The following is a 24139-nucleotide window of genomic DNA, read 5'->3' as shown; positions in this document are numbered from 1 at the left end:
CACTTTTACTTAGTCATTTCTTCACTCGGCGCCATCATCTCATCGCTCTTCATTTCCTCAGTCATCATGGAATCCGACTCCATCGCATCAGAACTCGGGGCCATCATCTCAGAGCTGGGCTTCATGTCCACTTCTTCCTTCTTGTCGTTGCAGGCAACCAGCCCACTGGCGGCTACGGCAAGTGCAGCGGCGGCGGTAACAAGCTTCTTCATTTCGGTACTCCTTCTTCAGGTCTTCGGGTCCGGCCTTTCCGGACCCTGTATCTGACCATTCGGAGCCACCCTGCGATGCGGATTGGACGGATTTAAAAGCAATCCGCTTTTCACTCGTGTTCCGAACTAGTTGCATACGCACACCGCATCACAAGCGAAGGAGCACAGGATGTTATCTACGCTATTCATCGGGTTTACCGGTGGCCTTATCACCGGCATCTCGCCCTGCATCTTGCCGGTCTTGCCGCTGGTCCTCGCAGTCAGCGGCGGCTCACGGTGGCGGCCATGGCAGGTCGTCGGCGGACTCGTCACAAGTTTCAGCCTCGTCACGCTGTTTGCCACAACGCTGCTCAATGCCTTGGGCCTCCCGGCCGACGTCCTGTGGAAAGTGGGAATCGCGCTGCTCGTTCTCGTGGGCCTGGGAATGGTGTTCCCTCGCGTTCAGGAAGCCCTCGAGTGGCCTTTCCAGAAGCTCCCGAAAGCTGGCGGCTTGCAAGCCACAGCCCGCGACAAGGGCGGCTTCGTCGTTGGCCTAGCCATGGGGGCTGTCTTCGTTCCCTGCGCGGGCCCAGCACTGGCCGCAATCTCCGTGGCGGGCGCCACCGGGACTGTCGACGCCCACATCCTCCTCCTCTGTCTCTCCTTCGCCCTCGGCGTGGCGATCCCGCTGCTGGCTTTCGCCTTAGGCGGCAACGAGGTGGGCAAACGCGTCGATGCTTTCCGCTCCCACCAACGCGAGGTACGCGTCACCGCGGGAATTGTGGTGATCGCCATGGCCGGCGCCATCTCACTCGGCGCGCCCGCGTGGCTGCAGCAGAAGCTCCCCAGTATCAACACCGACGCCACGCCCGTTGAACAGGCCACCCTCACAGCCGAAGGAACCCCCGTGCCCGCGTTCGCGGGGCTGACCGGCTGGTTCAACACGGATGCGCCCGTCGATCCGCGGACCTCCGGCAAGGTCACGCTCATCGATTTTTGGGCCTATGCCTGCATCAACTGCCAGCGCAACAACACGCACCTGACCAAGCTCTATGCGCATTACAAGGACTACGGCTTCGACATCATCGGAATCCACGCGCCGGAATACGCTTTCGAGCACGAGGCCGACAACGTGCGCCGTGCGGCCCGCGAGCAGGGAATCGAGTATCCAGTGGCACAGGATAATGACTTCGCCACGTGGAAGAACTTTGGGAATCGGTACTGGCCGGCGCACTATCTCGTCGACAAGCACGGCATGTTGCGCCAATCCCACCACGGCGAGGGCGACTACGCCGAGACCGAGCGCCTCATTCGTGAGCTTCTCCTCGAGCGCGACCCCAGCATAGAACTGCCTGAGCCCATTGAAGCCGCCGATGCTCACAGCGCTCCGCGCTCGCCGGAGACCTACCTCGGCACCGCACGCGCACAGTATTTCACCAACCCCGATTACCACGACGGCACGCACCAGTTCACCACGAGCGAGCCGCCGTTAGGTCAGTATTCGCTGGGCGGGACGTGGACTTTGGCCGACCAGCCCATCACCGCCGGACCTAACGCGCGGCTGCGACTGAATTATCGCGCCGCCTGGGTACAGCTCGTGGCATCAGGGCAAGGAACGGTTCGCGTGCACCGCGCGAATGGTTCGGTCCGCACCTTCGACATCACCGAGGACGGCACGGTGGATCTCGTCAGGGAACCCGAGAATCACACCGACACCATCGAGCTGGAGGTAAGCGAAGGGCTCTCGCTGTATTCCTTTACTTTTGGCTAGCGTGGGGATCATGAAGGTTTCTCTGCATGGGCAATCCGCCGTGGCTGTCGAGGCTCCCCAGGGGCGCATCGTCATCGACCCCGGCCCCCTTTCAGACCTCAGCTGCCTGGAAGGCGCTGAGGCGGTGCTGCTCACGCACGCGCACGGCGATCACCTCGACGTCGATGCCGTGCGTGCAAGCGGCCTGCCAGTGTGGGGAACGCAGGAAGCCATCGACGCCCTCGGCTCCGGCACCATCGTGCATGCTGGAGAGACGTTCACGGTTCTGGGCCTTGAGATTCACGCGGTGGGCGGGCTTCACGAGGAAATCCACCCCAGCATTCCGCGCCCCGAGAACCTGGGCTATTTCTTTAATGGTGTGCTGCACCCCGGGGACCAATGGTGCGTCCCGAAGGGACGCACGGTAAATGTCCTCCTACTCCCCATCGCCGGGCCGTGGGTGCGCGGGGCGGACGCCGCGGATTACGCCATGCGCATCGGCGCGCGGCTGACGGTGCCCATCCATGACGCCGTGCTTTCCGACGCCGGCAAGCAAAACACCGACGGCATGCTCCAACGCGCCGGCGTGAGCGGCTATCGGCGCCTGCGGGTTGGTGAAAGCATCGACGTTTAAGCCGAACCAACCGCTCGGTCTATTTTTATTCTCGGTCTTGCCTGCGGTTTCCACAAAGCCACTAACGGCACTGAACCGCTTGGTCTAGCCTTTGTGGCATGAGCACCAAATACGATAATTCCGAAGTCAACGAGTGGTCGTTCGCGACCCGCGCCCTCCACGCCGGACAGAACCTGGACGGCTCCACCAACGCACGCAACGTTCCGATTTACCAAACCACCTCGTATGTCTTCAACGACGCCGAGCACGCCGCCAACCGCTTCAACCTCTCGGATGCCGGCCCGATTTATACCCGCCTGACCAACCCCACCCAGGACGCACTCGAGGAGCGCCTCGCTTCCCTCGAGGGCGGCGTCGCCGCCGTAGCTTTCGCCTCCGGCCAGGCCGCCGAAACCGCGGCCATCCTGAACCTGGCCTCCGCCGGCGACCATATCGTGACCTCCCCGCGCCTCTACGGCGGCACCTCCACGCTCTTTACCGTGACCTTGAAGCGCCTCGGCATTGACGTCACCCTCGTCGAGAACCCGGATGACCCGGCCTCCTGGCAGGACGCCGTCCAGCCAAACACGAAGGCTTTTTACGGCGAGACCTTCGGCAACCCAGTCGCCGATGTTCTCGACATCCCTGCCATCGCCGAGGTAGCTCACAAGAACCAGGTCCCGCTCATCGTGGATAACACCATCGCCACCGGCGCGCTGGCCCGTCCGCTGGAGCTCGGCGCGGACGTCGTCGTGGTCTCCACCACGAAGTTCTACACCGGCAACGGTTCCGCCATCGGCGGCGCGATTATCGACGGCGGCTCCTTCGATTGGACCGTCGAGCGCGACGGCGAGCCGGTCTTCCCTTACTTCGTCACCCCGGATGAGGCTTACCACGGCCTCAAGTACGCCGACCTGGGTGCTCCCGCCTTCGCCGTCAAGGCGCGCGCGGGCTTGCTCCGCGATACGGGCGCTGCCATTTCGCCCTTCAATGCGTGGCTGACGTTGAATGGTATTGAGACGTTGCAGTTGCGCGTCGATAAGCACAATGCCAACGCCCAGACCGTGGCTGAGTACCTGGAGTCCCACGCCAAGGTCACGAAGGTCAACTACGCCGGCCTGGAATCCTCGCCGTACAAGGAGGTCAAGGAGAAGCTGGGGTACGCCTACACCGGCTCCGTGCTGTCCTTCGACATCAACGGCGGCCGTGAGGAGGCGTGGGCGTTCATCGATGCCCTAAAGCTGCACTCCAACCTGGCCAACATCGGCGATACCCGCTCGCTGGTCGTGCATCCGGCGACCACCACGCACTCCCAGTCCGACGAAGCTGCGCTCCAGGCCGCGGGTATTACCCAGGCCACGGTGCGCCTGTCGGTGGGCATCGAGGATGTCAACGACATCATCGCCGACCTCGAGCGTGGGTTCGAGGCCATTGGCTAGCCCGATTCCGGAACTCGCGCCCGAAGGCGAGCTCGCCCACGTCCCCATCGGCGACTTCACCACCGAAGCCGGCGCCGTGCTTGCCGACGCCTCCCTGGCCTACCAACGCTGGGGCGCTTTCGCCGGCGACCCGGACGGCGTCAACAACGTCATTGTGGTTGAGCACGCGCTGACCGGTGATTCCAACGTGGCGGACTGGTGGTCCGACCTGGTGGGGCCTGGCAAGGCCTTGGACACCACGCGCTGGTGCGTTATCGCCACCAATGCGCTGGGTGGCTGCAATGGCTCCACCGGGCCGAGCAGTCTACACCCGGATGGAAAGCCGTGGGGCGGACGGTTCCCGGCACTGTCCATTCGGGACTTGGTCGAGGCCGAGCACGACTGCCTGACGCACCTGGGCATTTCGCGCGTGCACGCGGTCATCGGCGGCTCGATGGGAGGAGCGCGCACGCTGGAGTGGAGCTTGCTGCACCCGGAAAGCGTGTCCGCGGTGTGCGTAATTGCGGTGTCTGCTCGGGCTTCGGGCTGGCAGATTGGCATCCAATCCGCGCAGATTTCCGCCATCGAGCGCGACCCGTTTTGGCATGGCGGAAATTACTACCTCACGGACAAGACTCCGCGGGATGGTCTGGCAGCGGCGCGCCGCATCGCGCATTTGACGTATCGCGGCGAGCAGGAGATCGACGAGCGCTTCGGCGCTACCGCACAGCAAGGCGAGAATCCCTTGGGGCCGCACCGCCAGCTCAATCAGCGTTTCGCGGTGAACTCCTACCTGGATTACCAGGGGGCGAAACTCACCGAGCGCTTCGATGCGGGTTCCTACGTGGTGCTCACGGAGGCGTTGAACCGGCATGACGTCGGCCGCGGGCGCGGCGGGCTCATCAAAGCGTTGGCGGCATCCCAGGTGCCGACGATGGTCGTGGGCGTGGACACGGATATCCTCTACCCCTATCACCAGCAGGAGCACATCTCCCGCAACGTCAACCACCTGCTGGCGATGGCCAAGATTGTCTCCCCCGTGGGCCACGACGCCTTCCTGACGGAGACCCGGCAGATGAACCGCATCCTGCGCAACTTCCTGCTGCTCTCCGCGCCGAATGGCCTCGATGTGGGCCCTGCGTACGTGGGCGATGAATATTACATCTAAGAGCCCAGCGCGTCGATGGAGAAGGCCATGAACACCATCGCCGCGCCCAAGATGCCTGTAAAGCAGGCATCGAAGCGCCGGGAGCGCACCGCGAGCACGCCGACCCGCGAGGAGTCGCAGGTCAAGCGGACCACCGTGAGCCACACCAGCGCCCCGCCCAGCAGCAGCGTGGCGCGGCGCCAGTGCTCGAACACGGCATAGAAACCCGACACCACAACCGCCACGACGAACAGGCCGATGGCCAGCCACTGGAGAGCCGGCGGCAGCGCCGAGGGCTTCAGGTGCGCATCGTGCGGGTTCGACAGGGACACCGGTGGCGTGGTTTTCCCGCGGGCTTGGCTTTCAGTCTGGCTTCCATTCTGGCTTCGAGGCTGGCCTTGAACAGGGCCCTGAGCTGGGCGCCGGGGCATTCGTTGTGCTCGGTGCTGCGGGCTTCCTTCTGATTGTGGGGACATGCTCATTACTTGGGCGTTCGTGTTGCGCCGTTAGTGAGCGGCAAGCTTTTCGGCGCGCTCGACAATGTTGCTCACCAGGAACGCGCGCGTCAGCGGGCCCACGCCGCCCGGGTTCGGGGAAACGTAGCCGGCCTTCTCCCAGACGTCCTCAGCCACGTCGCCGGCGAGTTTGCCGTCAACGCGGGACACGCCGACGTCGAGAACCGCAGCACCTTCCTTAACCATATCGGCGGTGAGCATGTGTGCCTTGCCGGCTGCCGCGATAATGACATCGGCCTCACGGGTCTCCGCAGCGAGGTCCTTGGTGCCAGTGTGGCACAGCGTCACCGTGGAGTTTTCGCTGCGGCGGGTGAGCATCAGACCAATCGGGCGGCCCACGGTCACGCCGCGGCCAATAACCACGACCTTGGCGCCATCGAGCTCTACCCCAAAGCGGCGCAGCAGGTGGATGCAGCCATTCGGAGTGCAGGGCAGCGGGGCTTCCTCGTTGAGCACCAGCTTGCCCAGGTTGATCGGGTGCAGGCCATCAGCGTCCTTGGCCGGATCGATGAGCTCGAGCACGCGGTTTTCATCCAGGTGCTTCGGCAGCGGCAGCTGCACGATGTAGCCAGTGCAGGCGTCATCATTGTTGAGTTCCTCGATGACGCGCTCCAGCTCCTCCTGGGAGATATCTCCCGGCAGGTCCTTGCGAATCGAGTTGATACCGAGCTTCTCGCAATCGCGGTGCTTCATCTTCACGTAGGAATGCGAACCCGGATCATCGCCCACCAAGACCGTAGCCAGGCCCGGGGTAATCCCCTTCTCTTTGAGGGCGGCCACGCGCTGGGCCAGGTCCTCAAAAATCTCGTCGCGGTACAAGTTGCCATCTAGTTTGGTAGCGCTCATGCACACCATCCTAGACTGATGCCTATGAGCAGCTTGCACATCGTCTTCGACAACCCCGTGATCCCTACCAACACCGGCAACGCCATCCGCACCGCCGCCGTCACGGGCGCGAGCCTGCACCTCATCGAGCCGCTCGGCTTCAACTTCGAGGACAAACACCTCAAGCGCGCGGGCTTGGACTACCACGACTTAGCGGACCTCACGATCCACAAGGATTTCGACGCCTGCATGGACAGCTTGCCCGGCGCGCGCGTTTTCGCTTTCACCACCCACACGGACAAGTGGTTCACCGACGTGGAATACCAGGAGGGCGATGTCCTGCTTTTCGGCACCGAACCCACGGGCCTGCCGGAGGAACACGCCTTTCACCCGCGGGTAACGGAGCGCGTACGCATCCCCATGATGCCGGCGCGACGCTCGATGAATTTATCTAACGCGGCGTCGACAGCCGTGTATGAGGCCTGGCGGCAGCTCGGCTTCCGTGGCGCGGTCTAACAAGTCGCGGCACAATGTGGGTGAACTTTCACACCGAAGGAGACACCTTGCCTAGCCTGCGCCCACTGCTTGATTCCCTCATCACCCGCGTCGAAGCTTCGTCTGCCGCCCACGCCACGCAGATCGCGCGCGTGGATCCCATCCACCGCCCCGGCGCGGTCAACCTCGTGCGCTACATGGAATTGCGCTCCCAAGACGCCGTCGAACTCCAGGAAGGCCTCACGGCGTTGGGCGCCACGAGCCTCAGCCACCCGGAGCCCGCAGTGCTTGAGCGCCTCCACGCCGCGCGCAACGTGCTCGACGCCTTCGATGGCCACGCGCCAACCTATCCTGTGCAGCCCATCGCCACGGCTTATGCTGACGCGGACGATATCCTCGACGCCAACACCGAAGCCCTCCTCGGCCCTACCCAGGAGGACACGCACGCGCGCATCATGGTGACTCTTCCTGCTGAGGCCGCGGAGGATTATGAACTGGTCCTCGGTTTCGCCCGCGCGGGCATGGAGTTAGCCCGCATCAACTGTGCGCACGATGACCAGGCGGCGTGGACAAAGATGGTGGAACACGTCCACCGCGCCGCTGAAGAGGTGGGGCGCGAGATTCTGATTTCCTGCGATATTGCTGGCCCCAAGGTCCGCACCGGCAGCATCGAGCCGGGTCCGCAGGTCATTCGCGTGCGCGGCGAGCGCAGCGCTGCGGGCGAGCTGCTGAGCCCAGCAACGCTCGTGCTTCACGACGCCCCCTCCTCTACCCGCGCCCACGGGGTGGCGGGGGAGGCGTCGCCAAGCGCGGCCCGCCCGGCGGTAGCGCTGGAGGTGGATGACGAGTGGTTGGCCCGCCTGCACCCCGGCAGCGAAGTGCGCTTCACGGAAGCGCGCGGGCGCTCGCGTGTGTTCACCGTGGAGAGCGCGGAAGCAGGCGTGGCGGTGCTGCACGGTGATCGCAACTGCTACCTCGCCGAGGAAACGGTGTTGAGCCACGGCGGGGACACCACGCAGGTGCATGGGGTTCCGGCACTGGAGCAGAAGATTCGCCTGCACCGCGGCGAGGAGTTGGTGCTGAGCACTTCGCAGGAGCCGGCGCGCATCGTCGAGGGCGAGGTGACCACGATTGGGTGCACGCTGCCGGAGGTGGTTGGCGCGCTCAAAGTGGGGCACCGGGTGATTTTCGATGATGGCGCCATCGCCGGCCGCGTCCGCGAGGTGCGGGAGAATGGTGCGGCGCACGAGGCCGTCATCACCGTGGAACATGCCGGGCCTACCGGCACCAACCTGGCGGCATATAAGGGAATCAATGTGCCGGATACTGACGTCCCGCTGCCCAGCCTCACCGAGGAAGACATCGAAGCACTTCGTTTTGTGGCCACGCACTGCGATATCGCGGCGGTCTCCTTCATCCGCACGCCGGCTGATGTGGCCTTCCTCTATGACACGCTTGAGGCGATTGCCGCCGAGCAGGAATCGGAGGAGATGGCGCAGCGCGTGCGTGACCTAGGCATCGTGCTCAAGATTGAGACGGTTCCGGCTTATGAGCAGCTGGGAAGTGTGTTGCTGGAGGGGATGCGGCACGCCAAGTTCGGCATCATGATCGCGCGCGGTGACCTAGCCGTAGAGCTGGGTTTCGACCAGATGGTCCAAGTGCCGGGGCGCATCATGAAGGTCGCGGAGGCGGCCCACATCCCGGTCATCATGGCCACGCAGGTTCTGGAGACCCTAGCCAAGACCGGGCTTCCCTCCCGCGCGGAAATCACGGACGCTGGCTATGCGCTGCGCGCGGAGTGCGTGATGCTCAACAAAGGCCCGCACATCACGGAGGCCATCCAGATTCTGGACCGCATGTCCCGCAAGCTAGGCCAATCGCGGCTGAAGAATCGCCAGAGGCTGCGCCAGGTGAGCAGCTGGACCAATCCACTTGCTTAGTACGCGGCGTACCTGCGCCGCGTGGTGAGGATCACCTAAGAGATAGCCCTCAAAACCTAGACGGACCTATGTTTACTAAGGTAACCTATAAAGGTAATGCTTATTCGGTAGTACTTATTTAAGGAAGAGGGCTCACCGTGAAGTTATCTGAGTGCTCACGGCAAACCGCCGACGCTATCCCCACGGGGTGCACCATCACCCTGAGAGACGAGTGCATCTCCTGCACCTGCGACGCCGCACTGGCGGTGCGCCTCGGCGAGCTGGGTATCCGCCCCGGCGCCACGCTAACGATGGGCCCGCGCGTGGCCGGTGGCGCGCGTGTTGTCTCGGTGGGCAGCTGCCGCTATGCCATCGATAAAGCGACGCTACAAGCCATCGAGGTCTAAGCCATGTCCACCACGAAACCCAGCTGTCACGGCGATCCGGGCGGCGCGGTAGCCCCTGCTGGCGCGCCCATCATCGCGCTCGTTGGCTCCCCCAACTCTGGCAAGTCCACTCTCTTTAACGCCCTGACCGGCGCGAAGGCGCAGACCGGCAACTGGCCGGGAACCACGGTTGAGGTCAGCCGCGGTGCGTGGAAGATCGGTGACGCAACCGCCGATCTCATCGATTTTCCCGGCACCTACTCACTCGACCCGCTCAGCCCCGATGAGGCGCTGACCCGCGCCATGCTCATCGATTGCCCAGATGATGAGCGCCCCGACGCCGTCGTCGTGGTCGTCGATGCCAGCGCCGTGGCGCGCGGCCTCAACGTCGCGCTCCAGTTAGCGGAGCAGCCCTACCGCCTCATCATCGCGCTGACGAAGACCGACGTGGCCCTCAACCAGGGCCAAACAGTGGATCCCGTTGCGCTCGCTGAATCCACCTCCATCCCGGTGGTGGTGGTTGATGGGCGTAAGCGGGAGGGCGTCGAGAAGCTGCGAGAGGTTGTTGTTGATTCTCTGGCGGCTGAGCCCGTGCAGCTGCGCGAGGACGCAGGTTTGGAGGCCCGCTTCGCGGAGTTGGATGCGGCGGCGAAGGCCTCGGTGAGCGAGGTCGAGCACGCCACGCCCCTCTCCCACCGCCTCGATGCGGTGGCCCTCCACCCGGTGGTGGGACCGCTGCTGTTTCTGGCCGTGATGTGGGTGGTCTTCCAGATCACCACCACCGTGGCCGCTCCCCTCCAGGATGGCCTGGAGGCACTGGTCTCGGGCCCCTTGAGTGACTGGGCGCGGGCGGGGCTAGAAGCCATCGGCTTAGGCCACCCTCTCATCACGGGCCTGCTTGTCGACGGCCTCATCGGCGGCGTCGGCATGGTCCTCACCTTCGCCCCGCTCATGGCGCTGATGTTCTTGTGCTTGGCGGTGTTGGAGGATTCCGGCTACATGGCGCGTGCCGCGGTGGTCACGGACCGTCTCATGCGGGCCATCGGTCTGCCGGGCAAGGCTTTCATCCCCATTGTCGTGGGCTTTGGCTGCAACGTGCCGGCGATCTCGGCCACGCGCGTGCTGGGCAGCCCGCGGCATCGCATCATGACCGCGCTGCTCATTCCGTTTACCTCGTGCTCGGCGCGCTTGGTGGTCTTCGTCATGCTTTCGGCCACGTTTTTCCCAGATCATGCCGGCAGCGTGGTGTTCATCATGTACGTCATTTCCATCGCGCTGCTCGTGCTCGTGGGTTTGGTGCTGCGCAAGACTCTGTGGCGCGCGGTTCCGGAAGAGGCACTGGTTATTGATTTGCCGACGTACCAGCTGCCCACCGTGCGCCTAGCACTGAGCGTGATGTGGACGCGCTTGAAGGGCTTCTTGCAGACGGCCGGTGGCATCATCGTGAGCACCGTGGTCGTGGTGTGGCTGCTCATGGCCATCCCGGTGGGTGCGGCGGTCCAGGACTCCTCCTGGGGAGAACCGCCGGCGCCGGAGGATTCGGCCTACGGGGCGGTCGCGCACGCCATCGCTCCAGCCTTTGCCCCGGCCGGCTTCGACTCGTGGTCCTTGGCGGGTCCGCTAGTCACTGGTTTCGTGGCCAAGGAGGCGCTGATTTCGACGTGGGCGCAGACCTACGCGGTCGAGGATGTCACCGACGCCTCCGCGGAGGAACAATCCCATAGCGCGCTCAGCGATCACGTGCGCGCGGACTTCGAGCAGGCTTCTGACGGTCATCCCCTCGCCGCGGTGTGGGCCTACATGCTCTTCCTGCTGGCCTACACGCCCTGCGTGGCCACGATTGCCGCGCAGCGGCGAGAGATTGGCTGGCGCTGGACGCTCTTCGGCTTCGGCGTCCAGCTGGCCACAGCGTGGGTGCTGGCTGTAGCGGCCTTCCAGATTCTGAAGGTGTTTATCTAATGCCCGCCTCCCCCATCCAGGCCGTGCAGGAAGCCATCGAATCCGGCGTGCGCTCGCGGGCGGCCATCGCGGCACAGACCGGGCTGGAGCCCGGCACGGTGGACCTCATCCTGGATCACCTCACCGCCAGCGGGGTACTCGATATGGAGCCACTCGGCTCCTGCCCCGCGGGCGGATGCGGGTCCTGTTCGGCGGCCTCGGCGTGTGCCGGCCCCAGCAGCACGCGTGGGCCGGTTCTGCTTAAGCTTCGTCGCTGCCCCTAACCGCGCTGTCACGGGAGTCTTCACGTGGGTTCTGCCGCGGCTCAACCTGTGAGATGTTGACGGATGAGTCCATGGGACTTAGCGCTGACTCCATGGCAGGCAGGCGGCGGGAGCGCAGGCGGGTGAGGAGCTCGGAGGCGTCGGCAGGCGTGAGGTCTTGACCAGCCATCTTCACGGGGCCAGCCACGAGGTCGAAGCGCACGGTCCGCACGCCCGCAAGGTGCCCCAACGGCCCCACTTTCAGCGTGAGCTCCTGGATGTGCGGGGTTCCAATCACCATGACGCGGCGGTTAATGCGGCCGCGGTGCACGATGGTCACGGGAAGCGGGGAATCCACGAGCGTCACCGACTGCTGCTTGCGGTCGAGGGGGCTGATCCACGTCGCCCGGCGCGGGGAGGTATAAGTGGGCTGGGTGTGCCCTTCGGGGCGCGCGAAATCCTCAATCTGCGCACGATCCAGATCGGAGATGAGCTCTAAAAGCTCCAGCGCCTGCTCGCGGGTACCCACCGGCAGGATGCGAGTGGAACCGGACTGCTTACCGCTGCCCTTCGCGCCATAACCAGCTACAGAGACGTGCACCTCGTACCAGCCGAAGCGCCGCCATAAGAAGGGCTGGCTTACCCGCACGCCGTGGATGCGGCTAATGCGGATGGTTTGGCGGCGGCGGTCGGCAAGACCGTAAGAGACGTTGAGGGCGTTGGTGGGGGCGTCGTGAAGCGCGGTGAATTTCCAGGAAGAGTCCACCAAGCCCCAGACGCTTCCAACAAAGCCCACGATGATGGGCAGCAGCGCGGTCCACATACCCGGGATGAAGAGCAAGCCCCCAATAACGAGGGCCGCGAGGAGCGTGGGCAGGCGCAGCGCCTCAGCGGCAATCGTGCGCAGTATGGGAATCTCCGGGATCAGCGCGGCGGCTTCCTCCGCTTCCGGCGCCGGCTCACTGGCAGGGTTCTTATTCGTGCGCCGCAGCAACTCCGCGCGCAGCTCTTCTGCTTTCGCTTTGGGCAGGTACTCAATCTTGATCACCGACGAGGTACCGCCGGCGGTCTCCACCCGAACCGTGGCCAAACCCAACAAGCGCGCGATGATGGATTCCACGACGTCCACCGCCTGGATGCGCTCATAGCGCGCGGAGCGGAAGGACGTGGAGATGACGCCGTGGCGCAGCGCGATTTCATCCTCGGTGAGCTTGTAGCCCAGCTTGCGCCACCAGATTCCGGAGACCAGCCAAATCACTGCGCACACCAGCACGAAGGCGCCGATACCCAGCAGGGTACCGCGGCCGACCTCGCCGAGGTTGCCGCTCTGCAGGTAAGACACCACGTCCGAAATCATGGCGGCGTTGATGTTCACCGCAAAAATGGCCACCAGCGCTAAAATCAGCGACCAAAAGCGCAGCAGCGGGGTGAGGCGGTGGACGCGAATGTAGCCGTCGGCGTCGATAAGCGCGCGGTCCTTCACAGCCCACTCATCCTCTCGCGAGCCTTGACGGCGAGGCGCTCGCGCAGGGCATCGGCGTCCGCGGCAGGCAGGCCGGGGATGGTGGCGTCGCTGCTGGGCGACGCCGTGTGCAACTTCACCTTCTTCAGCCCCATCGCGCGCTCGATGGGGCCGGCCGTAACGTCGACGAATTGGATGCGGCCATAGGGCACGACGGTGAAAGTGTGCCAGATTTTGCCGCGGGTGACGAGCAATTCGTCGGCGGTTTCCTGCCAGCCTAGGTTTTTGACCTGCGCGGGGATGAGCCAGAGCTGATAGAGCGCCCACGCAACGAGCGCTCCGGCGACCCAATAGAGCCAATCCCACCAGAAATACGCCGCCGCGGCCGCCAGGGCGGCGAGGATGACGTCCCAGCTCAAGCGCGAAATGTAGCGGGCTTTAGTGAGTGACGGGGATACGGTATTCATGCCGCCACTTTAACACGAACCCTTGACAAGTCGTTGGGTTTATACAACACTGTGGTGCATGTCCCCAAAGAAAAAGCCAACCCGCCCACTATTTAACCGGGTCCGCGTGCTCCGCGTTGAACGGGACATGACGCGCGCACAGCTTGCCGACGCCATCGGGGTCAACCCCCAAACCATCGGCGCTCTCGAGCGCGGCGACCACTCCCCCAGCTTGGACCTCGCCTTCAACATCTGCGAAGTTTTCAATCTACCCGTGGAAGCCGTGTTCTCCCGGACCGAATTCACCCCCATGTCCTCCGAAATCTACCGAAAGGACTAAACCACACATGTCCGCCTCTATTCCCGATTCCGTTAAGACCCGCAAGCGCTACATCACCCTGACCGACCTGTCCACCGCCCTCATCATTGCATCCATCCCCCTGCAGTTCTGGAGCGCCTTTACCTCACTCATGGTGGCCGCCCTTGGAACTTTGCTGTGCGCGTTGATGACCGCTCGCCTCCGCACAACGATTGGTGCCGCAGACCTGCCCAGGACAGAACTGGATGAGTATCAGATGCAGCAGCACCTTGAAGCCCGCGACGACGGCCTCAAATTCTCCCTCGCAGCACTCGTCATCCTGCTTCCGGTGACTGGCCTTATCGCCTGGGGTGCCCGAACCATGCCCATCATGGACGGCGTATTCGTCTCCCAGCTCTACCTCAAAATCATCCTGCTACTCATGGTGTGGGTGCCCTTCTCCGTGGCACGTTCCCTGGCCGGAAAGATGAACCGCGACGAGCTCATCTCTAAGGAATAAGCCGCTTAGCGGAAATCCCGCGAGCCGCGCGAGAGCGCCTCACCGAAGGCCAGCGGCTCCAGCTGGTCCGCGGCAACGGTGACCGCGCCGGAGGCGTTCTGCACGATGCCGCGCACGATGAGCGCGGGCGCTGTTCGCGCGGTGACTTTATCCCGGGCCCACAGGCCTGGCGTGACCATCACGTTCATCAACCCGGTCTCATCCTCCAAACCAAAAAAGACCACCCCGCCCGCTGTCTGCGGGCGCTGGCGGTGCGTGACCACCCCGGCGATGCGCACGCGGGTGCCATCCTCCACTGCCGGCAAATCCGCCGCGGATAGGATGCCGCGGGCCTGCAACTCCCCGCGGACCTGCTCCATCGGCTGCTGGTTGTGAGTCACGCCGGTGCTCGCCACATCCGCCGCCATGAGCTCAAAGGCGCTCATCCCCGGCAAAGACGGCGCTTCAATCGCCGAAAGCCCTGGCAACATCCCCGCCCGTTCTGTTGCGGCCACGCCCGCCTGCCACAGCGCCTGGCGGCGATCCACCCCAAAGACGTCCAAGGCCCCCGCCACGGCGAGGGCCTCCACGTGATCGACGGTGAGGTCGGCGCGGCGGGAGAGATCGGGGACGTCGCCAAACGGCGCGGCCGCTTCAATGCGATCGGCGGCCTTATCACCCAACCCCTTGATGAGGTTAAGCCCCAAGCGGATACGCGCCTGACCGTCCGAGCCCACCACCACGCGCGCCTCGCGGCCCGACTCGTTGACGCTGACCGGCAGCACCTCCACCCCGTGGCGGCGGGCATCCTGAATAAGCGACTGCGGCGAGTAGAAACCCATCGGCTGCGCGCGCAGCAGGCCCACGCAAAACTGCGCCGGGTAATAGCGCTTAAACCACGCCGAAAAGTACACCAAGGAAGCAAAAGACTGCGAGTGGGACTCCGGGAAGCCATAAGCAGCGAAGGCCACAATCTTGGCCCACAACTTATCCGCCACCTCCCCGACGATCCCGTTGGTTTCCTCCAAGCCCTCATAAAAGCGCTGCTTGAGCGCTGCCATCTTGGCCGGCGAGCGCTTCGAGCCCATCGCGCGCCGCAGGTCATCCGCCTCCGCGCCGCTGAACCCGGCGGCATCAACCGCAATCTGCATGAGCTGCTCCTGAAAGAGCGGAATCCCCAGTGTCTTGCCCAGGGACTTCTCCAGCACCGGGTGGTCATAGGTCACCGGCTCCTTGCCATCGCGGCGGCGCAGGTAGGGGTGCACCGAGCCGCCCTGGATGGGGCCCGGCCGGATGAGCGCGACCTCCACCACGAGATCGAAGAAGACCCGCGGCTTGAGCCTCGGCAGCGTGCTCAGCTGCGCGCGTGATTCCACCTGGAACACGCCCACTGCATCCGCGCGGCAGAGCATGTCATAGACTTCCGGGTCAGCCAGGTCCAGCTCCCACAGGTTGACCACCCGGCCGGTTCTCTCCTCCACCAAGTCCATCATGTGGTGCAGCGCTTCGAGCATGCCCAGGCCCAGCAGGTCGAACTTCACCAGCCCGGCCGCGGCGCAATCATCCTTATCCCATTGCAGCACCGAACGATTCTCCATGCGCGCCCACTCCACGGGCACAACATCCGCAATTGGCCGGTCACACAGCACCATGCCGCCGGAGTGGATACTCAGGTGGCGCGGCTGGCCTAGGAACTGCTCGGCCAAGGATTCAACGTCCGAAGGCGCAGACGCAATCCCCTTCGACCAGGCATCGGCCGAACCCTGCGGGTAGCCCAGCGCGCGGGCGGCATCCCGCAACGCGCCTTTGCGGCGGTACGTAATCACGTTAGCCACCTGCGCCGCCTTCTCGCGGCCGTGCTTGGCGTAGACGTACTGGATGACCTCCTCGCGCCGCCCGGATTCAATATCGATGTCGATATCCGGCGGGCCATCGCGGTCCGGGGAGAGGAAGCGCTCAAAAAGCAGTCCCGCGGAAATCGGCTCCGCATTCGTAATCCCTAGCGCGAAGCACACCGCCGAATTCGCCGCCGACCCGCGCCCCTGGCACAGGATGTTCTCCCGTTTACAAAAGTCCACGAGATCACACACGATAAGGAAGTAGCCGGGAAAGCCCAGCTGCTTGACCACACCCAGCTCATACCGCATCTGCTCCCACGCCCGCTCCCGAATCTCCTTAGGCCGCGTGGCATAGCGCGCTGCCGCGCGCTCGAAGGTGAGGTGCTCCAGCCAGGACATCTCGGTATAGCCTTCCGGCACGTCGAAATCAGGCAGGTTCGGGGCCAGTGCCTCCCAGGTGAAGCTGCAGTCCTCGAGGACGCGAACGGTTTCGGCGATGAGCTCGGGGCACTCAGGCAGCAGGCGCGCCATCTGTTCCCCGGAGCGCAGCCAGGACGAGCCCATGGGGTGGGAGCTGGGGGAGGCGTCGGCAAGCGCGAGGCGTCTGGACAGGGCTTGTTTGGCTCCAGCCAACCGCGCGTGTTCACGCGTGGCGGCAGCCGGGCGCGCAGTGGCAATGGCGCGCGAAACCGGCAAGGAATCCAACAGTAGGTGGTGGTCCGCGTCCTCCGGGAGCTGGGTACATGCATACTCCAGAACCATGCTGTCTATTTTTATTCCCTCGACCAAAAGATCGAAATGCTCTACCCATTCCCAGCCCACCAGGAAGAGGCACTCATCCTGCAACTGCGCACCAATCTCCACCAAAGAAGGATAGGACACGACCCCCTTCTCCCCCGCCTCCATGTGAGCGCGGGAGATAAGCCGAGATAGACGCCGATAGCCCTCCGGGGTGCGCGCCAGGACGGTCAGCGGAGCTGGGTCGAGACTGAGCTCCGCCCCGAAGACCGCAGGCAGGCCAACTTTGGCGGCGGCCTCCGCAAACTTCATAAGACCATAGAATCCATCCCGATCTACCAGCGCAATCCCCCGCAGGCCCAGTTCGACGGCGCGCGCCACGAGCCCCTCCGGCTCGGAAGCGCCACACAGAAAGCTATAGGAGCTCACCGCATGCAGCTCGGCGAAAGGCACGGCGGAATGCCCCACCTTCGGCGCGTCCGTGGGCTGCGGCAGGTGATCCACCGACACCGGGATGGGCCCCGGGCGACCAGAGAGAATCCTCTCCACCCGGGACCACGGCAGCGCCTCACCCCCATTGAATCTCATAGCCCCACACACTATATTCGAACACAGGTTCCAGTCAAGGTTTTCGTTGAACAATTCTCCGAATAGACAAAGCGGTTCAATCGTTGCTAGTTTTTCGTGCAGTGCAAAAATCCTGCGGTGACACGACTTGCCGCACAACCAAGAAGGGACACTAGGAACCCACCATGAGCATCCGTCGCGTACTTGCTGCCACCTCGGCAGCCGTCATCGCCGCAACCGGCCTGGTTGCTTGCTCCTCGGACTCCGCTGAGTCCAAGGATTCCGGCGAGGCCATCACCAAGGACTCCACCATCACCATCGGCACCACTGACGCCAACATGGAAGAGTGGGCCGTCTTCCAGGACCTGGCCAAGGAAGCCGGCTACGACGTCAAGCTGGAGAACTTCGCCGACTACAACACTCCGAACCAGGCTCTGGACCAGGGCCAGCTGAGCACCAACAAGTTCCAGCACCTGAAGTTCCTGGCTGAGTACAACAAGGGCAACGGCACCGATCTGGTCCCGCTGGCCTCCACCGAGATCTACCCGCTGGCCATCTACTGGAAGGACCACAAGGATCTCGCTGGCATCGAGGGCCAGGAAGTCGCCATCCCGAACGACTCCACTAACCAGGGCCGCGCCATCGGCCTGCTGGTTCAGGAAGGCCTGGTCACTCTCAAGGAGAACAGCCCGCTGACCCCCACCCCGCTAGACATCGATGAGGACAAGTCCAAGGTTAAGGTCACCCCGGTAGATGCTGCCCAGACCCCGGCCGCCTACGGAGAGGGCAAGCCGGCCGTCATCAACAACTCCTTCCTCGAGCGCGCCGGCATTGACCCGAAGTCCGCCGTCGCTCAGGATGACCCCGACTCCACTGAGGCTGAGCCCTACATCAACGTCTGGGCCGTGCGCGCCGACGACGCCGACAACGAGGCCCTTCACGAGCTGGCCAAGCTGTGGAAGGACCCGAAGGTCACCGAGGCCGTCCTGAAGTCCTCCGGCGACACCGCCGTGGCCGTCGACCGCTCCCAGGAAGAGCTCCAGGAAATCCTGGACCGCCTCGAAGAGCAGGTCTAAGCCCCGCGTAATCCACATGTCCCCCGCGCTCACGCTTGATTGCGTGACCCGGGGGATTTTGCCCGTTACTCCCTCCTCACTCACTACACGGACACGTACAAAGGAAACCCACGTGACTGAACAACAAGGCGCCCACCGGGGCACCCGGATTGAATTCCGCAACATCACCAAAGTCTTTAAAAACAAGAAAACCACCACCACCGCACTCGATAATGTCTCCCTGACCGTCGAGCCCGGCGAAATCATCGGCATCATCGGTTTCTCCGGCGCGGGTAAGTCCACGCTGGTGCGCATGATCAACGGTCTGGATAAGCCGACCTCGGGGCAGCTGCTTCTCGACGGCACCGATGTCGTCCCCCTCCCCGAATCCAAGCTGCGCGGCATCCGCCGCAACATCGGCATGATCTTCCAGCAGTTCAACCTCATGTCCTCGCGCACCGCGGCGGGCAATATTGAGTACCCGCTGAAGCTGCAGGGCGTCGACAAGCAGGAGCGTAAAAAGCGCGTCCAGGAACTGCTGGAATTCGTCGGCCTGGCGGACAAGGGCGATAACTACCCGGAGCAGCTCTCCGGCGGCCAGAAGCAGCGCGTCGGCATCGCCCGAGCCCTGGCTAATAACCCTTCCCTGCTGCTGGCGGATGAGGCCACCTCGGCGCTGGACCCCACCACCACCCACGAGGTGCTCGACCTGCTGCGCAAGGTCAACCGCGATCTCGGCATCACCATCGTGGTCATTACCCACGAGATGGACGTCGTGCGCTCCATCGCCGACAAGGTGGCCGTTATGGAAAACGGCCGCGTCATTGAGTCCGGCAGCGTCTATGAGGTCTTCTCCAATCCCCGAACCAAGGTGGCGGAGAAGTTCGTGGCCACCTCGCTGCGCAACACCCCGGACGTCGTGGAGGCCGATGACCTGCTGGCCCACGAAGGACGTTTGTTCACCATCAACCTGACGGAAAAGTCGGGCTTCTTCGGCGCCGCCGGCAAGCTCGCGGACGAGGGAGTGTCCATCGCCGTGGTCCACGGCGGCATCACCACCCTGCAGAAGCATTCCTTCGGCAAGATCACCGTGCGCCTCAACGGCCCGGATGCCGCCATCGAAGACTTCTACGCACATATGCAACGCACCACCGACATTGAGGAGATCCAACGATGAACGTCACCTACCTCGCGCAGGCCAATTGGGATCGACTGGGCGGCACGCTTGTCGACGCCGTCAAGGACACCCTCATCATGGTCGCCACCACCCTGGTGATCGCCGGCATCATCGGCTTGGTTCTCGGCATCCTGCTCTACACCACCCGCCCGGGCGGCATCCTGCAGAACAAGCCCATCTACTTCATCATCAACATCCTGGTGAACTTTGTTCGCCCGATTCCCTTCATCATCTTGCTGGCCTTTGTCCAGCCGCTGACGGTGGCGGTGCTGGGCAGCTCTATCGGCCGTGAACCGGCCACGTTCGTCATGGTTATTGCGGCCACGTTCGCGGTGGCGCGCATCGTGGAGCAGAATCTCGTGGCGCTGGACCCGGGCGTGATTGAAGCAGCCCGCGCGATGGGCGCTTCGCCGTGGAAGATCATCACCACGGTCATCATTCCGGAGGCGCTGGGCCCGCTGGTGCTGGGCTACACCTTCCTGTTCATCGGCATCGTCGACATGTCCGCGATGGCCGGCTACGTCGGCGGCGGTGGCTTGGGTGACTTCGCCATCGTCTACGGCTACCGCGCCTTCGAGTGGGAGGTCACCGTGGTGGCTACGCTTATCATCATCGTGCTGGTGCAGGCAGCGCAGTTCTTTGGCAACTGGCTCTCGGCCAAGATTATGCGCCGCTAACCGCGCGCCGCGTCCTGCGACGCGGCGCGTAGGATACGGACGCGGCGCGCGGCATAGAAACGAGAGGTCTTCGGCTCGTCTCCACAAGAAGAGACGACGCCGGAGGCCTCTTTTTCTTCGAGTTCTACGTCCCATGCGCGGCCATCGCGGTGGCGCACAACGACGCGATTTCTCGCGGCGGGGGTTTCCGCCGCGTCGACGGTGAGGTCGCCGTAGTGGAGGGTCTCGGAGGCGTCGAGAAGCTGGCGCGCCACCGCAAGCTCCGCCACCTGCCCTTGGGGCGTGGTGAGGCCGGAACCGCGGTTAGCGGGATAGAAATACTCGCCGTGCAGCGCCTTGCCCACGAGCTCGCGGCCAGCTTCCACGTTGAGGCGGCCAAAGGAATAGCCCCACGGCATCAGCAGCACCGACGGCGCGAAGCGGTGCCCCTTGGTGTGGGAGGTTTCCCACACGGTCTCCTCAAATTCGCATGCCAGGGAGGCAGCAAGCGGGCGGCCCTTGATTGCGCAGCAGGCATCGCGCTTGGCGTGGGTGCACACGAGCACCAGCGGCAGGCACGTGCCGGTGGGGTGCTCCAGATCCAGATCGAGGATGTCCTCCGGGCCGTTCAGGACGTAATCCTGCACTAACCCCTCGCGTGCCCACACGACGAAACAACGGAAGTGCCCCGTCCCCCGCTCGTGCCCGGCGCGCCCGGGGCGGCGAATGAGCTGCAGGCCCGCCACGCCTTTGAGCTTGGCCTTGAGCTTCTCGGTGAGGCCTGGGCCAAAAGTACGACCATCCAGCACGTCGCGAGACCAGGCCGTAGGCCACTCAAAAAGGACATAAACAGATTCTTGTTTAGCGGTACCAGCCAGGGGCTCGACCTGGACATCGGAGCAGAAGGTCATGGCGCCATCTTAACTGGCATCACTCCTTTCACAACAATGTGGTTACGATGTTTACTTCAATGCATAGAATGTCTCGCGGTACCGCTACCCTCGGAGTTATGCCGAAACACAATCTCTTGCGCACAGCCGCCCCCGTGGCCGCACTCGTTGTCTCGGGTGCGCTCGTGCTTCAGGGATGCGCTCCGTCTTCCTCCTCGGACGGCGGTACCGACGGCCCCACGAGGACTCTCGACGCTACCTTGTCCGGCGCCTCCACCTCCACTGCCACAGTCACTCCTGCTGCCCCCTCCCCCGCCGCACCGGCTGGGCTGACCCCGCTGGGCGACGCCAACATGGAGATGAAAACCCTCCGCCCACCGGCCCCCTCGGAGCTGGTGGTGACCGATGTCCGCGTGGGCAAGCATGAAGGTTTTGACCGCGTGGTCTTCGAATTCGTCGGGAACGGTTCACCGGGCTGGTTCATTGATTACACCGATGCCCCCGCCCAGCAGGGCTCCGGCAACCCGATTCCTTTCAAGGGTTCCACCGCGCTCGACGTCAGCATCGACGGCACTGCTTATCCCTTCCAGCTCGATATGGAAGACCCGAATATCGGCACCGTAAACGGCGCCGGCGGCCTAGTTACCCAGGTAGTCAGCGGCGGTACCTTCGAGGCTCGCTCGCAGTTCGTTATCGGGCTTAATGAACGCCACCCGTACTCGGTCCAGGTGCTCAGGGGGCCGACGCGCCTGGTCATCGACATCTTGAATTAAGCCGTTCAGGCATAGGTTGCCTCCACAGACCAGCGCCCGCCTGCCCACACGAGGAGCCAGGCGCGCTGGCCTTTCTCGTTTTCTCCGACGACTTGCAGGCGCGCGCAGCGCTGCGCCGCACCCGCCTCCCACCACCCGGTGTCTACGGGCCACGGGCCGGCCCAACCGGTCACCCGGTAGCGGTGGCGCCCCCATCCCAGACCCGCCGGCTCCCCGGAAAGGAGGGCCTCGGCGGTGACGATGACCTCCTTCGAGGAGACGTCGATAAGCCGAATCCGCGCGGCCGGGTGCGCCAGGCTCGCCGGGAGCGGCGCCGGGATGCGCCCCGGCCAGGTGCCCTCCGGCTGCGGATCGCGCTGCTCGCCATAGGGGACGTACTCGATGCGCTCGGCCACCCCACGCCCGCCCGCCGGGCGAGGCTGCAGCACGCGGTCCACCCCCAGCTGGGATTGCACCCGCGCGATGACACGCTTGGCCTGCTCCGCGGATTCGCCTGCGCCCCACAGGAGTCCATCCCCCGGCGGGGCGACCTCCACCGGCTCCAACGCCAGCTTGACGACGCCTCCTCCCTCACCCGGCGCACTCCCCGCCCACGCAGCACTCAGCCAGCCATCGAGCTGCCAGCGCACGCGGTCCGCCGTGGCGGCCTCGCTGAGCGCTTCCTGGGTACGCCAGATCCGCTCCAAACGCTCGCCGCCCTCGAACTCCGCAGCAACGCGCAGCCGCAGACACACCACGCCGGCCTCATCGAGCACCACATGCAGGCGCGCCGCGAGCTGGCGCGCGGCGAAGGCCGCAGCGTCCACGCGCTCTAAGGGTTCTTCGAAGTCCTGCTCCACGCCTAAGTCAGGGCACGCAAGCTCCGGCGCCACGCGCCGATCCGGTGCGGCCGCGGCCACCGCGTGGCACCGCCGTCCAGCCTCGCCGAAACGGGTGGTGACTTGGCGCAGCGGCAAACTCGCCAGCTCCCCTAACGTGCGCACGCCCAGCTGCTCCAAGGCATGCACCACGTCCGCCGCACACCCCAGCGCCACTTCCGCGGCCAATACTCCCACCGGCTGCTGAGCCAGAAAGTCGCGCGAGCCGCCTGCCGGGACTACCGCGCCCAGGTTGTGGTGGCGCGCGGCAATCAGCGCGGTAGCAATCTCATCGGCGACGCCGACGGTGGCGTCGAGGTGGGATCTGGCGGTGGCGTCGACAAGCATCTCCACTGCTTTTGCCTCGCTGCCGTGGAAACGCCCGGCCGCGCCCGCGTCCACGATGACCAGGCCCGGACGCAGCACCTCCACCGAGGAGGCCACCGCATCCAGCCCCGCGGCAATCTCCGCGAACACCACCCCGTCCCGGTCCGGGTTGACCTCCTCCACACGCAGCTCCGGTAGGAGAGCTTGGGCTTGGCGCACCCGCATCCCGCGGCGCACCCCCGCCCGGCGCGCTGCTGCGTTGCAGACCGCCACGCGGTGCTGGGCGGCGATAGCGCACGCCATCCTGTCGGCGTCCTGCAGCGCCTGGATAGGCCAATCCGGGAACCACAGCGCCGCGACCCTCACACGACCTCCAAGTGCGGGCGCGCGTCCGGCCGCTGCCCGCACGTGAGCACTCCACGGCGCGGGCGCATGCTTGCCGACGCCACCCGCACCCCTATATCAACTCCCCGAATACGCCCGCTGCCCCGGCCTAAGCCATGTACCGCAACGACCTCCGCACCTATCTCCATCGCCGTTCCTGGCAGCCGGGTTCCCACGGTGAGCAGGGCCGCCTGCCCTGCCCGCACCTTCGCCAGCACGGGGCGCGCCCGGGTGGGGCTCAGCTCGCCTGTGCCTTTGTGCACCACCAGGTCCAGTCCCTCACACAGCACGCCGGTCACCGCCCAGGGCTCCGCGCCCGGTTCGGGCACCGCGATGACCCGGGAGATATCTCCATCCTCAACCACCTGTGCGAGTGAGAGATCGGGCCAACCCACCACCGCAACGTGTCCGCCCGCCGCGCTAACATGGGATATCAGCTCCACCACGAGAGCGGCACATTCCGCACAGACGGTTGCTCGCTTGCGGGGAAGGCCACCGCCCGGGAGCAGCTCAGATAGCCCTTCGGGGACGCCGAGAAGCTCCACCTCCGGCTGCACCTGCGCAGCAACATCCGGGGTTTCCAGGCGTTGAATCTGGGCGCGCAGGACCGCAATTTGCTCGGCCTGCGATCCGCCCACCACACGAACACCTGTTTGATTCATGGATCCTATTATGAACCTCTCTCCGGACGCGCGCAATTGCGCTGGTAGCG

General features: G+C 64.6%; 24 protein-coding genes. 15 read left to right on the top strand and 9 right to left on the bottom strand.

The genetic code is table 11. From position 1 onward, the window contains the following. Nucleotides 1-5: 5 nt before the first annotated feature. Nucleotides 6-212: a hypothetical protein gene (locus HMPREF2526_RS04030; RefSeq protein ID WP_049157090.1), complete on the bottom strand. Its 207-nt coding sequence runs from the start codon at nt 210-212 to the stop codon at nt 6-8. A gap of 169 nt (nt 213-381) precedes the next feature. Between HMPREF2526_RS04030 and HMPREF2526_RS04025 the strand changes: the two genes are divergently transcribed. The 4 genes from HMPREF2526_RS04025 to HMPREF2526_RS04010 all read left to right on the top strand — a co-directional run bounded on the left by HMPREF2526_RS04025 (nt 382) and on the right by HMPREF2526_RS04010 (nt 5140). Further along, nucleotides 382-1962 carry a redoxin domain-containing protein gene (locus tag HMPREF2526_RS04025; RefSeq protein ID WP_070545983.1) on the top strand — a complete coding sequence of 527 codons (1581 nt, stop codon included), beginning with the start codon at nt 382-384 and terminating at the stop codon, nt 1960-1962. Between the two features lie 10 nt (nt 1963-1972). Further along, the gene (locus HMPREF2526_RS04020) at nt 1973-2575 is read left to right on the top strand and encodes an MBL fold metallo-hydrolase (RefSeq protein WP_046648498.1); all 603 of its coding nucleotides are present in this window, start codon (nt 1973-1975) and stop codon (nt 2573-2575) included. A gap of 98 nt (nt 2576-2673) precedes the next feature. Then, nucleotides 2674-3993 carry an O-acetylhomoserine/O-acetylserine sulfhydrylase gene (locus HMPREF2526_RS04015; RefSeq protein WP_070545981.1) on the top strand — a complete coding sequence of 440 codons (1320 nt, stop codon included), beginning with the start codon at nt 2674-2676 and terminating at the stop codon, nt 3991-3993. Continuing rightward, entirely contained in the window at nt 3941-5140 is a 1200-nt protein-coding gene (locus HMPREF2526_RS04010) for a homoserine O-acetyltransferase MetX (RefSeq protein WP_246819853.1), read from the top strand. The genes HMPREF2526_RS04015 and HMPREF2526_RS04010 overlap by 53 nt, the downstream gene beginning before the upstream one ends. Here HMPREF2526_RS04010 and HMPREF2526_RS04005 read toward each other — a convergent pair. Beyond that, the gene (locus tag HMPREF2526_RS04005; protein WP_049157087.1) at nt 5137-5451 is read right to left on the bottom strand and encodes a DUF3017 domain-containing protein; all 315 of its coding nucleotides are present in this window, start codon (nt 5449-5451) and stop codon (nt 5137-5139) included. The two genes, HMPREF2526_RS04010 and HMPREF2526_RS04005, sit on opposite strands and share 4 nt — an antisense overlap. A 174-nt stretch (nt 5452-5625) precedes the next feature. Next, nucleotides 5626-6480 carry a bifunctional methylenetetrahydrofolate dehydrogenase/methenyltetrahydrofolate cyclohydrolase gene (locus HMPREF2526_RS04000; RefSeq protein WP_049157086.1) on the bottom strand — a complete coding sequence of 285 codons (855 nt, stop codon included), beginning with the start codon at nt 6478-6480 and terminating at the stop codon, nt 5626-5628. A 24-nt stretch (nt 6481-6504) separates the two neighbouring features. Between HMPREF2526_RS04000 and HMPREF2526_RS03995 the strand changes: the two genes are divergently transcribed. From HMPREF2526_RS03995 to HMPREF2526_RS03975, 5 genes are all read left to right on the top strand, one after another. Beyond that, nucleotides 6505-6975: a tRNA (cytidine(34)-2'-O)-methyltransferase gene (locus tag HMPREF2526_RS03995; protein ID WP_049157085.1), complete on the top strand. Its 471-nt coding sequence runs from the start codon at nt 6505-6507 to the stop codon at nt 6973-6975. A 14-nt stretch (nt 6976-6989) separates the two neighbouring features. Beyond that, nucleotides 6990-8894 carry a pyruvate kinase gene (locus HMPREF2526_RS03990; RefSeq protein WP_070545979.1) on the top strand — a complete coding sequence of 635 codons (1905 nt, stop codon included), beginning with the start codon at nt 6990-6992 and terminating at the stop codon, nt 8892-8894. A 137-nt stretch (nt 8895-9031) separates the two neighbouring features. Then, nucleotides 9032-9280: a FeoA family protein gene (locus HMPREF2526_RS03985; RefSeq protein WP_070545976.1), complete on the top strand. Its 249-nt coding sequence runs from the start codon at nt 9032-9034 to the stop codon at nt 9278-9280. 3 nt (nt 9281-9283) lie between these two features. Then, nucleotides 9284-11218: a ferrous iron transport protein B gene (gene feoB / locus HMPREF2526_RS03980; RefSeq protein ID WP_049157082.1), complete on the top strand. Its 1935-nt coding sequence runs from the start codon at nt 9284-9286 to the stop codon at nt 11216-11218. Then, complete coding sequence (locus HMPREF2526_RS03975) at nt 11218-11481, top strand: FeoC-like transcriptional regulator (RefSeq protein ID WP_049157080.1); 264 nt, start codon at nt 11218-11220, stop codon at nt 11479-11481. Before feoB ends, HMPREF2526_RS03975 begins: the two co-directional genes overlap by 1 nt. On the opposite strand, the gene HMPREF2526_RS03970 is transcribed toward HMPREF2526_RS03975, so the two are convergent. Both HMPREF2526_RS03970 and HMPREF2526_RS03965 read right to left on the bottom strand, forming a co-directional pair. Beyond that, nucleotides 11459-12943, bottom strand: a complete 1485-nt coding sequence (locus HMPREF2526_RS03970) for a PH domain-containing protein (RefSeq protein WP_246819852.1) — start codon at nt 12941-12943, stop codon at nt 11459-11461. The two genes, HMPREF2526_RS03975 and HMPREF2526_RS03970, sit on opposite strands and share 23 nt — an antisense overlap. Next, nucleotides 12940-13389 carry a PH domain-containing protein gene (locus tag HMPREF2526_RS03965; RefSeq protein WP_070517470.1) on the bottom strand — a complete coding sequence of 150 codons (450 nt, stop codon included), beginning with the start codon at nt 13387-13389 and terminating at the stop codon, nt 12940-12942. The genes HMPREF2526_RS03970 and HMPREF2526_RS03965 overlap by 4 nt, the downstream gene beginning before the upstream one ends. Nucleotides 13390-13447: 58 nt before the next feature. Here HMPREF2526_RS03965 and HMPREF2526_RS03960 point away from each other — a divergent pair, with 58 nt between their 5' ends. Beyond that, on the top strand, nt 13448-13708 hold the full coding sequence (locus HMPREF2526_RS03960) for a helix-turn-helix transcriptional regulator (RefSeq protein ID WP_039673876.1): 261 nt from the start codon (nt 13448-13450) through the stop codon (nt 13706-13708). A 7-nt stretch (nt 13709-13715) separates the two neighbouring features. Further along, on the top strand, nt 13716-14186 hold the full coding sequence (locus tag HMPREF2526_RS03955) for a hypothetical protein (RefSeq protein WP_049157075.1): 471 nt from the start codon (nt 13716-13718) through the stop codon (nt 14184-14186). 5 nt (nt 14187-14191) lie between these two features. Here the strand turns inward: HMPREF2526_RS03955 and HMPREF2526_RS03950 are convergent, their stop codons facing one another. Beyond that, nucleotides 14192-17329, bottom strand: coding sequence for an error-prone DNA polymerase (locus tag HMPREF2526_RS03950; RefSeq protein ID WP_070545974.1), 3138 nt, complete (start codon nt 17327-17329; stop codon nt 14192-14194). Between the two features lie 164 nt (nt 17330-17493). On the opposite strand from HMPREF2526_RS03950, the gene HMPREF2526_RS03945 reads away from it, so the two are divergent. The 3 genes from HMPREF2526_RS03945 to HMPREF2526_RS03935 are packed head-to-tail and all read left to right on the top strand — an operon-like array spanning nt 17494 to nt 20217. Beyond that, nucleotides 17494-18384 (top strand): MetQ/NlpA family ABC transporter substrate-binding protein, encoded by an 891-nt coding sequence (locus HMPREF2526_RS03945; protein ID WP_070545972.1) that lies wholly within the window; start codon nt 17494-17496, stop codon nt 18382-18384. A 16-nt stretch (nt 18385-18400) separates the two neighbouring features. Then, a complete protein-coding gene (locus HMPREF2526_RS03940; RefSeq protein WP_371326140.1) occupies nt 18401-19540 on the top strand; it encodes a methionine ABC transporter ATP-binding protein in 1140 nt (379 codons plus the stop codon). Continuing rightward, entirely contained in the window at nt 19537-20217 is a 681-nt protein-coding gene (locus tag HMPREF2526_RS03935) for a methionine ABC transporter permease (protein ID WP_046648398.1), read from the top strand. The genes HMPREF2526_RS03940 and HMPREF2526_RS03935 overlap by 4 nt, the downstream gene beginning before the upstream one ends. Here HMPREF2526_RS03935 and HMPREF2526_RS03930 read toward each other — a convergent pair. Next, nucleotides 20214-21107 (bottom strand): sucrase ferredoxin, encoded by an 894-nt coding sequence (locus tag HMPREF2526_RS03930; protein ID WP_070545968.1) that lies wholly within the window; start codon nt 21105-21107, stop codon nt 20214-20216. The two genes, HMPREF2526_RS03935 and HMPREF2526_RS03930, sit on opposite strands and share 4 nt — an antisense overlap. Nucleotides 21108-21205: 98 nt before the next feature. On the opposite strand from HMPREF2526_RS03930, the gene HMPREF2526_RS03925 reads away from it, so the two are divergent. Beyond that, entirely contained in the window at nt 21206-21859 is a 654-nt protein-coding gene (locus HMPREF2526_RS03925) for an AMIN-like domain-containing (lipo)protein (RefSeq protein ID WP_083295510.1), read from the top strand. Nucleotides 21860-21864: 5 nt separating this feature from the next. Here HMPREF2526_RS03925 and HMPREF2526_RS03920 read toward each other — a convergent pair whose 3' ends face one another. Both HMPREF2526_RS03920 and HMPREF2526_RS03915 read right to left on the bottom strand, forming a co-directional pair. Beyond that, complete coding sequence (locus tag HMPREF2526_RS03920; RefSeq protein ID WP_070545963.1) at nt 21865-23409, bottom strand: DNA polymerase Y family protein; 1545 nt, start codon at nt 23407-23409, stop codon at nt 21865-21867. Further along, entirely contained in the window at nt 23406-24089 is a 684-nt protein-coding gene (locus HMPREF2526_RS03915; protein WP_070545961.1) for a hypothetical protein, read from the bottom strand. The genes HMPREF2526_RS03920 and HMPREF2526_RS03915 overlap by 4 nt, the downstream gene beginning before the upstream one ends. Nucleotides 24090-24139: the final 50 nt, after the last annotated feature.

It is taken from the genome of Corynebacterium sp. HMSC070E08, assembly GCF_001808895.1.
Taxonomy (GTDB): domain Bacteria; phylum Actinomycetota; class Actinomycetes; order Mycobacteriales; family Mycobacteriaceae; genus Corynebacterium; species Corynebacterium hiratae.
Note: the sequence above shows the minus strand (reverse complement) of the source record. Positions and strands in the feature narration are given on the sequence as shown.

Bases quoted from the DNA above. Each gene is read 5' to 3' on its own strand.
- HMPREF2526_RS04020 (WP_046648498.1), top strand. From the start codon at position 1,973: ATGAAGGTTTCTCTGCATGGGCAATCCGCCGTGGCTGTCGAGGCTCCC.
- HMPREF2526_RS03925 (WP_083295510.1), top strand. From the start codon at position 21,206: ATGCCGAAACACAATCTCTTGCGCACAGCCGCCCCCGTGGCCGCACTC.
- HMPREF2526_RS03975 (WP_049157080.1), top strand. From the start codon at position 11,218: ATGCCCGCCTCCCCCATCCAGGCCGTGCAGGAAGCCATCGAATCCGGC.
- HMPREF2526_RS03950 (WP_070545974.1), bottom strand. From the start codon at position 17,329: ATGAGATTCAATGGGGGTGAGGCGCTGCCGTGGTCCCGGGTGGAGAGG.
- HMPREF2526_RS03965 (WP_070517470.1), bottom strand. From the start codon at position 13,389: ATGAATACCGTATCCCCGTCACTCACTAAAGCCCGCTACATTTCGCGC.
- HMPREF2526_RS03935 (WP_046648398.1), top strand. From the start codon at position 19,537: ATGAACGTCACCTACCTCGCGCAGGCCAATTGGGATCGACTGGGCGGC.
- HMPREF2526_RS03955 (WP_049157075.1), top strand. From the start codon at position 13,716: ATGTCCGCCTCTATTCCCGATTCCGTTAAGACCCGCAAGCGCTACATC.
- HMPREF2526_RS03940 (WP_371326140.1), top strand. From the start codon at position 18,401: ATGTCCCCCGCGCTCACGCTTGATTGCGTGACCCGGGGGATTTTGCCC.
- HMPREF2526_RS03915 (WP_070545961.1), bottom strand. From the start codon at position 24,089: ATGAATCAAACAGGTGTTCGTGTGGTGGGCGGATCGCAGGCCGAGCAA.
- HMPREF2526_RS04000 (WP_049157086.1), bottom strand. From the start codon at position 6,480: ATGAGCGCTACCAAACTAGATGGCAACTTGTACCGCGACGAGATTTTT.
- HMPREF2526_RS04030 (WP_049157090.1), bottom strand. From the start codon at position 212: ATGAAGAAGCTTGTTACCGCCGCCGCTGCACTTGCCGTAGCCGCCAGT.
- HMPREF2526_RS03960 (WP_039673876.1), top strand. From the start codon at position 13,448: ATGTCCCCAAAGAAAAAGCCAACCCGCCCACTATTTAACCGGGTCCGC.
- feoB (WP_049157082.1), top strand. From the start codon at position 9,284: ATGTCCACCACGAAACCCAGCTGTCACGGCGATCCGGGCGGCGCGGTA.
- HMPREF2526_RS04015 (WP_070545981.1), top strand. From the start codon at position 2,674: ATGAGCACCAAATACGATAATTCCGAAGTCAACGAGTGGTCGTTCGCG.
- HMPREF2526_RS03990 (WP_070545979.1), top strand. From the start codon at position 6,990: ATGTGGGTGAACTTTCACACCGAAGGAGACACCTTGCCTAGCCTGCGC.
- HMPREF2526_RS03945 (WP_070545972.1), top strand. From the start codon at position 17,494: ATGAGCATCCGTCGCGTACTTGCTGCCACCTCGGCAGCCGTCATCGCC.
- HMPREF2526_RS03995 (WP_049157085.1), top strand. From the start codon at position 6,505: ATGAGCAGCTTGCACATCGTCTTCGACAACCCCGTGATCCCTACCAAC.
- HMPREF2526_RS04025 (WP_070545983.1), top strand. From the start codon at position 382: ATGTTATCTACGCTATTCATCGGGTTTACCGGTGGCCTTATCACCGGC.
- HMPREF2526_RS03930 (WP_070545968.1), bottom strand. From the start codon at position 21,107: ATGACCTTCTGCTCCGATGTCCAGGTCGAGCCCCTGGCTGGTACCGCT.
- HMPREF2526_RS04010 (WP_246819853.1), top strand. From the start codon at position 3,941: ATGTCAACGACATCATCGCCGACCTCGAGCGTGGGTTCGAGGCCATTG.